Origin of the sequence: Peribacillus sp. FSL M8-0224, assembly GCF_038003055.1 — a bacterium.
GTDB lineage: Bacteria > Bacillota > Bacilli > Bacillales > DSM-1321 > Peribacillus > Peribacillus frigoritolerans.
In genome coordinates this window covers 5,375,795-5,387,688 of record NZ_JBBOOJ010000001.1, presented here as the reverse complement: position 1 = coordinate 5,387,688, position 11,894 = coordinate 5,375,795, and the positions used below count along the sequence as shown (strand labels likewise).

Genomic DNA, 11,894 nt, shown 5'->3' with positions numbered 1-11,894 from the left:
ACCCCCTATAACATTCTTTCATTTATCCTCAGGTGGCTGAAGCTCCTCAATGGAAATATGAAGAATTTCCGCCACTTCCAGTAAAAATGCTTCTGAAGGGTTACGGTTCCCTCGTTCAACTTCTCCCAGCAAGGAAACGGAAACACCTATCTCCCTCGCAAACCCTTCCTGGGTATAACCCTTTAACTTTCGAAAAGCGCGAATACGCCTTCCCCATTTTTCACCTTCCATAATCGAACTCCTTCTTTATCCGAAATCTGTTCAAGCAGGTCGCTCAAAGGTGCATGCATTTGCGGAAGTGATATATCTGGGTCCACTTCCATTAAAGGCACGATAACAAAAGCCCTCTCGTGCATACGAGGGTGCGGGACTGAAAGAATCTCTGTCTCAATATTTTCATGATTATATAACAAAATGTCAAGGTCTAAAGTACGAGGACCCCACCTAATTTCCCTTTTTCTCCCTAAATCCTGTTCAATTTTCATACAAGCGTGAAGTAATTGTTCGGCTTCTAAATCGGTTTTCACTTTAAGGACAGCATTTAAAAAACAGTCCTGGTCTTCGTATCCTATCGGGTCCGTTTCATAAAATGAGGAGCATGACACCAATTTGATATGCGGGCTTTCAGACAATAATTGGAAAGCCTTTCTGAATGTTTCAAGGCGATCACCTAAGTTCGACCCTATTGAAAGGTAAGCAATATTTCTCACAATCAGCGTCCCCTTACAATCTCTATAGCAACCGAATCATAGTGACCTGCTATTGGAGGATCTGGTTTATAAACCTTGACGGTGCATGTCTCGATGGAAGAATATTTATTAAGCAGTTCAGAGGCGATTTTTTCAGCGACAGCTTCCACTAACTTAAAAGGTTCTCCCTCAACAACATTTTTACACACTTCATATAACTCGCCATAGTTGATTGAGTCTTGAAGGTTGTCACTCTTCCCTGCCTTGGCTAAATCAGTCTGGACGATTAAATCCACTTTAAATCGCTGACCAAGCTTCGTTTCTTCCGGAAAAACTCCATGATAACCGTAAAACTCCATTTTATTCACATATATCTTATCCATATCATTCACCTTTTCCTAAAAGAGCATCCATCATCTTTGCAGTCCGTGCCATTTCCTTCACATCATGTACGCGAACCATTTGACAGCCTTGTTGAATGCCATGACAGATTGTGGCGGCCGTTCCTTCCATTCGCTCACTAGGCGGCAGGTCCAGAACATGTCCAATCATGGACTTTCTTGATGTGGCTAACAGAACTGGATAACCTAACGATACCAGCTTATCAAGATTCCTCATCATTTCTAAATTTAACTTTAAATCTTTCGCAAAGCCAATTCCTGGATCGAGTATGATGTTTTCATCCTTGACACCTGCATCCTTCACCAACATGATGCTTTCGAATAAATCTTGAAGTACATCCCGAACAAAATGTCCATATTCCATATTACCCCTGTTATGCATCAAGATGATCGGCACCTTATATTCCGCAGCAACCTTCGACATCAAGGAATCGGCTTTACCTCCCCAAATGTCATTTAATATATGGGCTCCTGCTTTTACCGCCGCTTCCGCCACTCTTGATTTATACGTATCGACCGATATTGGAACCTCAATATTACGGGATATGGCCTCTATAATCGGGGCGACTCTCTCTATCTCCTCTTCCTCCGATATCCTCTCATAATTAGGTCGGGTGGACTCTCCGCCTACATCCAATATATCCGCTCCATCGTTGACCATCCGTTCGGCATGCTTCAAAGCAGCATCTATCCGATTATATTTCCCGCCATCCGAAAAGGAGTCCGGGGTAACATTCAAAATCCCCATAATTAAGGTTTTATTGCTGTAATCCAAATCAAATGAACCGCATTTTATTTTTGACGCTCCAGCTAATGACATCCAACGTTCTCCTTCACTTAAAGAAATCTATATATACGAGTTTACCCATTTACACAGGCATAGTGCAAGCTCCATGAAGATTCGGAACATCTCTGCAGACATTACTGCAAAAAGAAAAGCAAAGCCCCTAAGGAACTTCGCTTCTCATTTTTAGCGTCTTGTCTTACTCAAAGTTATATAATGGCGTACTTAAGTAGCGTTCACCATTACTTGGTATGATGGCAAGTACCTTTTTGCCTTTTCCCAGTTTGTCAGCCACTTTAATGGCAGCTGCGATTGCACCTCCAGAAGAAATTCCGCCAAGGATTCCTTCTTCTTTTGCTGCGCGGCGTGCATAATCAAAAGATTCCTCTGTATTGACTTGAATGATTTCGTCATAGAGATCTGTATTCAATATACTTGGAATGAAGCCTGCTCCGATTCCTTGGATTTTATGAGGTCCTGGAGTCCCGCCCGATAATACTGGGGAATCCGAAGGTTCAACAGCGTAAATTTTAATGTCAGGGAATTTCTGACGCAGGACTTCACCGGCACCTGTAATGGTTCCGCCAGTACCGATTCCGGCAACGAATGCATCCAGTCCTTCATCTCCAAAAGCTTCAACGATTTCAGGGCCTGTAGTGTTCCGATGTACTTCAGGGTTGGCTTCGTTTTCGAATTGCTGTGGAATGAAGTAACCTTTTTCTTTAGAAAGCTCAGTCGCCTTTGCGATTGCACCCTTCATTCCTTCAGGCCCAGGAGTAAGAACTAATTCTGCGCCATAAGCGCGAAGCAAGTTACGGCGTTCCAAGCTCATCGTCTCCGGCATAACCAGAATTGATTTATAGCCCTTTGCCGCAGCTACCATCGCCAGGCCTATTCCAGTATTTCCGCTTGTAGGTTCAATGATCGTATCACCTGGCTTAAGGGTACCATTTTTTTCTGCCGCTTCGATCATCGCAAGGGCGATACGGTCTTTTACACTGCTGCCTGGGTTAAAATACTCAAGTTTCAAATAAATATCTGCACTGTTTTCATTTTGAAGCTTGTTTAACTTAACAATAGGTGTTTGTCCAATTAAATCGATTACAGAATTAGCTATACGTGCCATTTTCTCCACTCCCTTATCATTTCAATACCGAGTATGTTTATTGGTTTTATAATTTTAAAGTTACCAGTTTTAATAGTTCATTGTCAATGATTATATACTATATTCTAAATTTTCTCACACAACCATTGACCTACTTTTCTTCCTTCAATCCATAAAACCATTCTACATCAAATTCGTCCCAGAAAATTTTCCCTGAGACCGGTGCCTGAATCTGTTCAAGAGCTATTTGGCGGTGAATCTTGTCTTTAACTTCTTCATACTCATATTGCTTGCCCTCTATTCTTTCATGCAGGTAGAGAACAGCCCAGCCATCCTCCGTTTGGATTGCATCACTCCACTTTTTCACCTTCAATTTCTCGGCAGCGGTAATGTATTCCTTGGATACTTGCTCGTTATCCTGTGATATATAACCCATGTCGCCCCCTTGATTGGCAGTAAATTCATCAAGGGACTTTTCCATCGCCAAGACATCAAAGGAGACACCTTTCTCCAGTTCACGTATGACTTGGTCTGCCTGCTTTTTTGTAGACGTGGTAATATGGGAAATATGGAAAGCAGTAGGGATTCTATAGATATCCTTATTATTATCATAATAATTCCGCATTGCCGTTTTGGAAACCGAAACGTCCTTGGTGAGGAGCTTCTCGAGGAGGAGACTCGACTGAATTTCCTGCCTCAATTGATCGTTACTTTTATTAAGGTTCTGACCGGCAGTCCCATACATCGTTTTCATCATTTTAAGTTCCCGATCTAGCTCTTCATCCGAAATTTTCACTTTGTATTTTTCAGCTGCCTGTTTCACTACCTCTTTATCGACCATTTCCTCAAGTACATCTTCCCCATATCTTTTTTCGAGCTCATTCATCCATGCGTCCCGGGAAATATCCTTCGACCCGACCTTCGCGGCCGTTTCTTCCCCAATGACGGTTTTTGAAATGATTAGTGGTTTTATGACAAAGATAATGATAGTCAATAGGTTCAACAAGGCAAGGCCAGCAATAATTGCCCGAAGCTTGTGTTTTGGCAAACCCTTATCCCCCGTACATTATTTTTTGGTTTCCGCTTCCAGTTCCTCAAGTTGTTCCTTAGAGAATTGGTAGGTCTGATTACAAAAATGACAATGCGCCTCCGCTTGTCCGTCTGTCTCAATAATATCCCGAATCTCAGCCTGCCCCAGGCTGATCAATGCATTCGCAATTCTTTCCCTTGAACATTGACAGGAGAACTGGACATCCACTTTTTCTAATATATTCACATTGCCCTCACCTAAAATTTCGGTTAGGATTTCTTCAGGAGTCATGCCGTTTTGAATCATCTTGGAAACTGGAGTAATCGTGCTTAGTCTTTTTTCGATTTTGGAAATCGTATCATCGGATGTACCCGGCATCAACTGAATGATAAATCCACCCGCTGCAAGGATTGAATTATCCGGATTCACCAGGACCCCAACCCCCACTGAAGAAGGCACCTGTTCGGAAGTAACAAAGTAATAAGTGAAATCTTCACCCAGTTCTCCCGATACAAGCGGTACTTGCCCTGAAAAGTAATCACGAAGACCAATATCTTTCACAACAGTCAACAATCCATCGGTACCCACCGCTTTCCTGACATCCAGCTTACCTTGCTCATTCAAATCAAAGTGGGTTTGCGGATGAGTGACATATCCGCGGACTTCTCCCTTTGCATTGCTGTCGACCAGGATGGATCCAATTGGACCACCGCCCTCGATTTTAATCGTCAGCTTTTCTTCACCTTTTAACATTCCACCCATCATAACGCCTGCCGTCATAGCCCGTCCAAGGGCAGCCGAAGCAGTAGGCCATGTATAATGGCGTCGCTGAGCTTCTCCTACGGTGTCTGTTGTTGAAACAGCATATGCACGAACCTGTCCTTCATAACCTAACGCCTTTATTAGATAATCCTTCATTTATATTGCTCCTTTCATGCTTTATGTTACTTCTTCACTTGCTCACGATTACGTTTATAAATCAGCTGCAACCCCTTCAAGGTCAAAAATGGCTCCACAACGTCAATAACAGTAGACTCGTTAGCAATTAAGGTAGCCAGTCCGCCTGTCGCTATTACCGTTGGTTCTAGATTACTTTGCGCTTTAATTCGATTAACGATTCCTTCTACTTGCCCAACATACCCATACAAAATACCAGCCTGCATGGCGGACACCGTGTTTTTCCCAATAATTCCTTCCGGCCGGCTGATTTCTATTCTCGGAAGTTTGGCTGCCTTTGAATAAAGCGCCTCAGTAGAAATATTTATACCCGGGGCAATGGCTCCGCCCATGTATTGTTTATCCTCATTTATGTAGCAATATGTCGTTGCCGTACCAAAATCCACGATAATGAGAGGGCTTCCATATTCCTGAATGCCAGCAACAGCATTAACGATTCGGTCCGCTCCCACCTCACGGGGATTTTCGTATTTAATATTCAATCCAGTTTTTATTCCAGGTCCAACTATAAGCGGTTTAATTCCAAAGTATTTTTTGCACATGCGTTCAAGTGCAAACATAATTGGCGGAACTACCGAAGAAATAATGATTCCATCAAATTGATCAAACGTAAGACTTTCATGCTGCAGCAAAGACTTTATGATCATTCCATACTCATCTTCTGTCTTATGACGGTTAGTCTCAATTCGCCAATGATATTTTAAAATATCTTCATCGTATACGCCTAATACGGTATTCGTATTCCCAACATCCAATACAAAAATCATCGTTTCATCACTCCGGTAAATTATTCTCCAACATCATACCACACTGTTATTTCCCACGCTATTAGTCGCACTTTTCGAAAAGGTATCCCAGGAACTTTATCATAATTAATTTAAGAGTTAAGAAAAGGGTATTTCCGAGGCGGAAATACCCTTTTGAATTTAGTCGATTAAGACTTTTTATTGTCGTCTTCGTTCGGGAAGGAAAGCGGCTGATCTTGAGGTGCACCTTCTTTGATTGGAGGAGTATTCAATCCTTCCTCCGTTATTTCAAGGTCCTCAGGTCCTCTCTTATCCAATGGATCCAATAGGGCCTCTTTTTCTTCCTTCTTCTTATTGATGTTCACCTTGACATTCTCATCAGTGGTTAAATTCCCATTCAGGGCCGTATAATCCCGATCTGGCAATTTACCATTATGGAATAAACCTTTGATTTGTTCCGCATCAAGTGTTTCCACTTCAAGCAGGGTTTTTGCAACCAAATCAAGTTTTTCACGATTTTCAGTAAGGATTTTCTTACATCTTTCGTATGCTTCCTTGATGATACGTTGAATTTCAAGATCGATTTCATATGCTATTGCATCTGAATAGTTTTGATCATTGTTGAAATCGCGGCCTAGGAAGACCTGACCTTGAGAATTACCGAATTGAAGCGGTCCGAGCTTACTCATTCCATATTCCATAACCATGCTACGAGCTATGCCCGTTGCACGCTGGAAGTCGTTATGCGCACCGGTACTCACTTCTCCGAATGTAACTTCTTCGGCTACACGGCCACCCAATAGTCCTACGATTTTATCTTTTAGCTCAGGTTCCGTCATGAAGAAACGATCTTCTTTCGGCAGCATAACTGCATAACCGCCAGCTTGACCACGAGGAACAATCGTAACTTTATGAACGACTTCGGCATCATCCAGAACCAGCCCAATAATGGTATGGCCCGCTTCATGCCACGCTACGATATTTCTTTCCTTTTTGGAAATGACACGGTTTTTCTTGGCAGGTCCGGCGATAACGCGATCCGAAGCTTCATCCAAATCGGACATATCGATCTTCTTCTTATCTTGACGGGCAGCAACAAGAGCCGCTTCATTCAGTAAGTTTTCAAGATCTGCACCAGAAAATCCTGGAGTACGCTGAGCGATCGCTTTCAAATCGACTGTTTCTGCTAATGGTTTATTGCGTGCATGCACTTTCAGCACTTCTTCACGGCCCTTAACATCAGGGCGGCCTACCGTTATTTGACGGTCAAAACGTCCCGGACGCAATAATGCCGGATCCAATACATCAGCACGGTTAGTCGCAGCGATGATTATGATTCCTTCATTACCACCGAAACCATCCATTTCCACCAGTAATTGGTTCAATGTCTGTTCACGTTCATCGTGACCGCCACCTAGACCTGCGCCACGTTGACGACCGACTGCGTCAATTTCATCGATGAAGATGATACATGGTGCATTCTTCTTAGCATTTTCAAACAAATCACGAACACGGGATGCACCGACACCCACAAACATTTCAACAAAATCAGAACCACTGATTGAGAAGAAAGGAGTTCCGGCTTCACCAGCTACTGCTCGTGCAAGTAAAGTTTTACCTGTACCAGGAGGCCCAACTAAAAGTACCCCTTTAGGAATACGGGCTCCAAGCTCGGCATATTTGCGAGGATCTTTCAAGAATTCAACGACCTCGACAAGTTCCTGCTTTTCTTCGTCCGCCCCGGCAACATCATTGAAGCGAACTTTTTTCTTATCATCATTATACAATTTCGCCTTACTTTTCCCGAAGTTCATGACGCGGCCACCACCGCCGCCCTGAGCTTGGTTAAGTAAAAAGAAGAAGAGGATAAAAATGATTACAAATGGAATGATGGAAGTGAAAAATGTCACCCAGCCACTTGTTTTTTCTGGAGGTTCCACAGTGATGATATCCTTATCCAACTTGGTTACGGCATCATTTATCCGACTTTGCGAATATTCACTGAAAGGCACGTACGTCACAAAGAATTTGTTTTCCTCATAACCTTTGAGCTTTCCTGTGATTTCAAATACACTGCTTTCGGGCTGCATCGTCAGTGCAGTAACGTCCCCATTCTCCAAATGCTTATAGAATTCATCTTGGGTCATTTTCTCCGTTGGTTCATTGTTATTATTAAAAATGCTTACAATCCCAATGATGACCAAAAAGATCAGTAAATAAAATATGGTATTACGGAAGATCCGATTCATCCCTTACCTCCTCCCACGGGTAAACAAACTATAGTAAATACTATCATACAAAATTAATGAATTACAATAATTTAACACCGCTGTTTTTATCTGGTCTTCCCTTTCAAACAGGTACGATTAATTCGAGTAAATTTCAGGCTTCAATATGCCAATATACGGGAGATTACGATACTTTTCCGCAAAATCAAGACCATATCCGACAACAAATGCATCCGGAACGATGAACCCGGCATAGTCCGGAGTGATATCCGCTTTCCTGCCTGTTGGTTTATCCAATAAAGTAACGATTTTAATTGATTTTGCTTTTCGATAACGGAAAAGTTCCGCAAGATAGCTAAGAGTCAAACCGCTGTCGATAATATCTTCGATGATTAAAATATCCCGGCCTTCAACCGATGTATCAAGATCCTTGATGATTTTCACTTCACCGGAAGATACAGTGGAGTTACCATAGCTCGAAACATCCATAAAGTCCATTTCAAGATGTGTATCCACACGTTTCAGTAAATCTGACATAAATGGCATGGCGCCTTTCAGCACTCCGATGGCCAACGGGAACTTACCTTGGTAATCAGCTTCAAGCTGCGCACCCAATTCCCTTATTTTCAATTGAAGTTCTTCCTCTGTTATTAAAACTTTTTCAATGTCGTTTTGCATGGTCATTGTAATTATTGCCCCCCATGAAGAATTAAGCTTTTTTATATTCTAAGTAAATTAAAGATTTTTCATCAGAAATTATATCCGGCTCAACATTCGACTTCTTTAAACCAGGCAGCCAAATCGCCGTACCCGTTTGATCGATGATGACCGGCCACACATTTCTTTCTAGCATCGGGATCTTTTCATTAATAAAAATATCCTTTAACTTTTTAGTTCCACCTAATCCCTTGACGGCCATCCGTTCGCCTTCATTCCTGGTTCGGACTGTAAGCGGAAACTGAACAGCTGATTCGGGAAGAATAAAAGAATGATTTCCCCTAAGTACCGGAATTTCTTCTTTTATATAGTGCGCTTTAATCTTATATCCATTCGGAAGAATAGTCTCACCGGGAATTTGTAATTTCAGGGAATATTCACGGCTTTTTTGCCGGAAAAATCTAAACGTGCAAGTTTGATATGATTTTTCCGCAATAAGGCCCTCCGGAAGATGCAATTCTGCAGATGGTTGAGGATTCAAAAACAAAACTAAAAGTTGGTCAATATGTAATGCCGAAAGCGATGAAGGTCTCTCCAAATAAAGATAGTTTAATATTAGTTGAATCGCCCTTCTTTGTAAAGGTTTAGGCATCGCGAGAACCTTATCAATCTGAATAACCGCTTGATCTTTATCCTGCTGGATCCAAACCTCGGACATTTTGCTTGAAACCAGGTTCAAAAAAAACTCTTCATCTTCATATAGCTCTTCACTGAATCGTTGAAAATGCTCATGAACCTTTCTATTTTCTTTCTTTAAAAACGGAAGAACTTCATGTCTAAAACGATTTCTTGCATAGACACCCGTTTCATTGCTCGGATCAAACCTTGGTTCAATATCATGGAGGCCTGCATATTCGATTATTTGGCTTTTCGTGATTTCAAGAAAAGGCCTGATCAGATTCCCTGTATGAAAACGTCTCTTTATGGGAATACCCGCTCTTGCCTTGCCTGTCGCCCCTCTTGTTAAACGCATGAGCATCGTTTCTATTTGATCATCTCCATGATGCCCCAGGACAAGCGTGGAGGCTTGATGCTTATCCATGACTTCCTCATAGAAAGCAAAACGCAGCTTTCTTGACGTTATTTGTGAACTTTCCCCCGTCTGCTCCATCCGGGCAGGAACATCGATCCTTTTTCCCTCAAAGGTAATGCCCCACCGTTCACAAATATGCTCGACATATTTATAATCCCCATAGGATTCTTCACCACGAAACATATGGTCAACACTTGCTACGATCATCTCGTAATGAAAAAGAGGCTGAATTTCCTTAAGGATATGGAGAAGCACCAGCGAGTCCGGTCCTCCGGAAACGCCTATTAGCAACTTCGAGTTTTCCTTAATCAATTCGTTTCTATAAATGGTGTTCAGAACTTTTTCCTTTAACATACAATCTTCCTTCTTTATGGACAGGCATTAGTTTTATACGATTCAATCATGAAATGGTTTCAACCATTTCATGGCATTCACCTAATAACTATATCATAACAACTGTTCATATATGTAAAGAACATAGAGCATCGATATGATGGCAACCAGCAAAAACGTTTCAAAAAAACCGCCGCTTTTCTTTTTTGATTGGTTTTGGGACCTTCTTGCTTGTCTTGTTGAAGGTTGCGCGGTTTGCTGATGACCCGTCGCTGTCTGGTTCGGGCCCTTTTTCTTCGAATGATTTTGCTTACTTAGCACAGTGACCAGATCCTCCCGCATTTGGACGGCTGAATCATACTGCCCGCGGAGCGCCTTATCCAACATCTTCCTGTATGGATGCAATTCCTTTTTCTGCTTAATCAAGTCGTTAAGCTGTTTATACCCCTCCCCTTTCTTCTGGAAACGTCCGGGATAGGCAGAATTGATTATAATCATCGCCACAGCGAACAAGTCATATTGCGGATCGGCCTTTCTTGATCCAAGTCCCCAGTACCCCCTGTCAAAGAACTCGGTGAATTCTTTAACAGACCGCCCGATCAAGGTGGTTCCGCCAACATCCACGCACCGAACCTTATAGGCTGGTGATGTCACGATCAAGTTCTCGGGTTTCAAATCACCGAACACCCAGCCATTGGAGTGCAAGGCAGACAAGCTTGTTAAAAGCTGAAGCATCAAGACTCCAATCCATGACGACCCTTTCTTATCGATGAAACGCAAAAAATCGTGTCCATGGATATATTCCATGACATAAAAAGGGAGCTGCTTTCCTGTTTTCATGAAATCATCCGCTTCCAAAAAGGAAGGTCCAAGGGTAGACCCCTGGACCTTTGAAAAGGATTTTAGGATATTCATCTCCGAAATAATGGACGTCCCATTATCACTGAGCTTTAAAGCATAATGACGATTTCCGCTTTCAACCAAATAAACGATCCCGTTCGCTCCACACCCCAATTCCTTAATTATTTTGTACTGGTTTTTATTCCATTTTCCAGTGACCAAACTGCCAGGAAGAAGGTTACATTGATTCCTCAAAGTATTGTTCATCATCATGTGATAACAATCCCCTCAATGAACGTTTTTTGTTGAAATGAGTTAAAGCTTCACGAATGGCTGGACCTGTCGGAGTGAGTCCCCCTGTACTAAGCTTAGGAAAAGTTGCCGTCAAGGCTTCGAGGTTCGGGGTCCAATCCAGCAACTTTTCAACGTCATTTCTTTTCCCAGGAAATACGAATACGGAAAAACGGCTGTCACCCATCCTTGCATTCATACTAAGGGAAAGATCTAATAAGGAATCTTTTACTGTAGGCAGTTTATGTTTCATGCTTGCACTGGTGTCAACAAGAATCAGTACTTCGAGCTTGCTTGTTTCCCCAAGCTCATCGACCACCTCCATCACTTCTCCCCGTTTATCCGGCGGAAGATCCTCCATCGTTTTTGAATCTCCGAGTATTTGTTGAAGTTCACGATTGATGACTCCCTGTATCGTTTGAGTCATCGCCTTTTGTGTCACCATCTGGACGGTTTGGGACAACTGCTGTGAATAGACTACTTGACTTACGCCACCTCCTGAACCAGCAATCTTCTCGATTTCCTTAAGTCCCTTTTCATCTATCACATCATTTTCCATTACACCTATGACATTGATGGTTATGCCTTGCTCCCTTGCTAATTCAGCCATGGCAGACGGCTCCTCACCATGATTTGAACATCCGTCGGTTATAAGCAAAATCTGTCTTAATGTTCCTGCTTTCATGTTTTGCTCTCCCTTCCTATCAATTTGTTACCATAATTGACTAAAAAAGGGGAAT

General features: G+C 42.3%; 13 protein-coding genes. All 13 read right to left on the bottom strand.

The window, feature by feature from the left end:
* Nucleotides 1–18 precede the first annotated feature (18 nt).
* The 13 genes from MKX49_RS26235 to MKX49_RS26175 all read right to left on the bottom strand — a co-directional run bounded on the left by MKX49_RS26235 (nucleotide 19) and on the right by MKX49_RS26175 (nucleotide 11,839).
* The gene (locus MKX49_RS26235) at nucleotides 19–231 is read right to left on the bottom strand and encodes a helix-turn-helix domain-containing protein (protein ID WP_034316283.1); all 213 of its coding nucleotides are present in this window, start codon (nucleotides 229–231) and stop codon (nucleotides 19–21) included.
* Nucleotides 183–710 (bottom strand): 2-amino-4-hydroxy-6-hydroxymethyldihydropteridine diphosphokinase, encoded by a 528-nt coding sequence (gene folK / locus MKX49_RS26230; RefSeq protein ID WP_251543752.1) that lies wholly within the window; start codon nucleotides 708–710, stop codon nucleotides 183–185. The genes MKX49_RS26235 and folK overlap by 49 nt, the downstream gene beginning before the upstream one ends.
* Before the next feature lie 2 nt (nucleotides 711–712).
* Nucleotides 713–1,072 (bottom strand): dihydroneopterin aldolase, encoded by a 360-nt coding sequence (folB, locus tag MKX49_RS26225; RefSeq protein ID WP_340878276.1) that lies wholly within the window; start codon nucleotides 1,070–1,072, stop codon nucleotides 713–715.
* A gap of 1 nt (nucleotide 1,073) precedes the next feature.
* Nucleotides 1,074–1,910, bottom strand: a complete 837-nt coding sequence (folP, locus tag MKX49_RS26220; protein WP_034316288.1) for a dihydropteroate synthase — start codon at nucleotides 1,908–1,910, stop codon at nucleotides 1,074–1,076.
* Between the two features lie 163 nt (nucleotides 1,911–2,073).
* On the bottom strand, nucleotides 2,074–3,000 hold the full coding sequence (gene cysK / locus MKX49_RS26215; RefSeq protein ID WP_340878274.1) for a cysteine synthase A: 927 nt from the start codon (nucleotides 2,998–3,000) through the stop codon (nucleotides 2,074–2,076).
* Nucleotides 3,001–3,130: 130 nt separating this feature from the next.
* Nucleotides 3,131–4,027 carry a peptidyl-prolyl cis-trans isomerase gene (locus tag MKX49_RS26210; RefSeq protein WP_048690035.1) on the bottom strand — a complete coding sequence of 299 codons (897 nt, stop codon included), beginning with the start codon at nucleotides 4,025–4,027 and terminating at the stop codon, nucleotides 3,131–3,133.
* Between the two features lie 18 nt (nucleotides 4,028–4,045).
* Entirely contained in the window at nucleotides 4,046–4,927 is an 882-nt protein-coding gene (hslO, locus tag MKX49_RS26205; RefSeq protein WP_034316295.1) for an Hsp33 family molecular chaperone HslO, read from the bottom strand.
* A gap of 26 nt (nucleotides 4,928–4,953) precedes the next feature.
* Entirely contained in the window at nucleotides 4,954–5,733 is a 780-nt protein-coding gene (locus MKX49_RS26200; RefSeq protein ID WP_048690032.1) for a type III pantothenate kinase, read from the bottom strand.
* A gap of 167 nt (nucleotides 5,734–5,900) precedes the next feature.
* Nucleotides 5,901–7,961 carry an ATP-dependent zinc metalloprotease FtsH gene (gene ftsH, locus MKX49_RS26195; protein ID WP_081088801.1) on the bottom strand — a complete coding sequence of 687 codons (2,061 nt, stop codon included), beginning with the start codon at nucleotides 7,959–7,961 and terminating at the stop codon, nucleotides 5,901–5,903.
* A gap of 117 nt (nucleotides 7,962–8,078) precedes the next feature.
* Nucleotides 8,079–8,618 carry a hypoxanthine phosphoribosyltransferase gene (gene hpt / locus MKX49_RS26190; protein ID WP_048690059.1) on the bottom strand — a complete coding sequence of 180 codons (540 nt, stop codon included), beginning with the start codon at nucleotides 8,616–8,618 and terminating at the stop codon, nucleotides 8,079–8,081.
* A gap of 31 nt (nucleotides 8,619–8,649) precedes the next feature.
* Nucleotides 8,650–10,044 (bottom strand): tRNA lysidine(34) synthetase TilS, encoded by a 1,395-nt coding sequence (gene tilS / locus MKX49_RS26185; protein WP_340878272.1) that lies wholly within the window; start codon nucleotides 10,042–10,044, stop codon nucleotides 8,650–8,652.
* 93 nt (nucleotides 10,045–10,137) lie between these two features.
* Nucleotides 10,138–11,136 (bottom strand): protein kinase domain-containing protein, encoded by a 999-nt coding sequence (locus MKX49_RS26180; RefSeq protein WP_340878270.1) that lies wholly within the window; start codon nucleotides 11,134–11,136, stop codon nucleotides 10,138–10,140.
* Nucleotides 11,102–11,839 (bottom strand): VWA domain-containing protein, encoded by a 738-nt coding sequence (locus tag MKX49_RS26175; RefSeq protein WP_034316300.1) that lies wholly within the window; start codon nucleotides 11,837–11,839, stop codon nucleotides 11,102–11,104. The genes MKX49_RS26180 and MKX49_RS26175 overlap by 35 nt, the downstream gene beginning before the upstream one ends.
* Between the last annotated feature and the right edge of the window lie 55 nt (nucleotides 11,840–11,894).

Coding starts and splice junctions, on each gene's coding strand:
- MKX49_RS26235 (WP_034316283.1), bottom strand. CDS start 231: ATGGAAGGTGAAAAATGGGGAAGGCGTATTCGCGCTTTTCGAAAGTTA.
- folB (WP_340878276.1), bottom strand. CDS start 1,072: ATGGATAAGATATATGTGAATAAAATGGAGTTTTACGGTTATCATGGA.
- folP (WP_034316288.1), bottom strand. CDS start 1,910: ATGTCATTAGCTGGAGCGTCAAAAATAAAATGCGGTTCATTTGATTTG.
- cysK (WP_340878274.1), bottom strand. CDS start 3,000: ATGGCACGTATAGCTAATTCTGTAATCGATTTAATTGGACAAACACCT.
- hslO (WP_034316295.1), bottom strand. CDS start 4,927: ATGAAGGATTATCTAATAAAGGCGTTAGGTTATGAAGGACAGGTTCGT.
- MKX49_RS26200 (WP_048690032.1), bottom strand. CDS start 5,733: ATGATTTTTGTATTGGATGTTGGGAATACGAATACCGTATTAGGCGTA.
- ftsH (WP_081088801.1), bottom strand. CDS start 7,961: ATGAATCGGATCTTCCGTAATACCATATTTTATTTACTGATCTTTTTG.
- hpt (WP_048690059.1), bottom strand. CDS start 8,618: ATGCAAAACGACATTGAAAAAGTTTTAATAACAGAGGAAGAACTTCAA.
- tilS (WP_340878272.1), bottom strand. CDS start 10,044: ATGTTAAAGGAAAAAGTTCTGAACACCATTTATAGAAACGAATTGATT.
- MKX49_RS26180 (WP_340878270.1), bottom strand. CDS start 11,136: ATGATGATGAACAATACTTTGAGGAATCAATGTAACCTTCTTCCTGGC.
- MKX49_RS26175 (WP_034316300.1), bottom strand. CDS start 11,839: ATGAAAGCAGGAACATTAAGACAGATTTTGCTTATAACCGACGGATGT.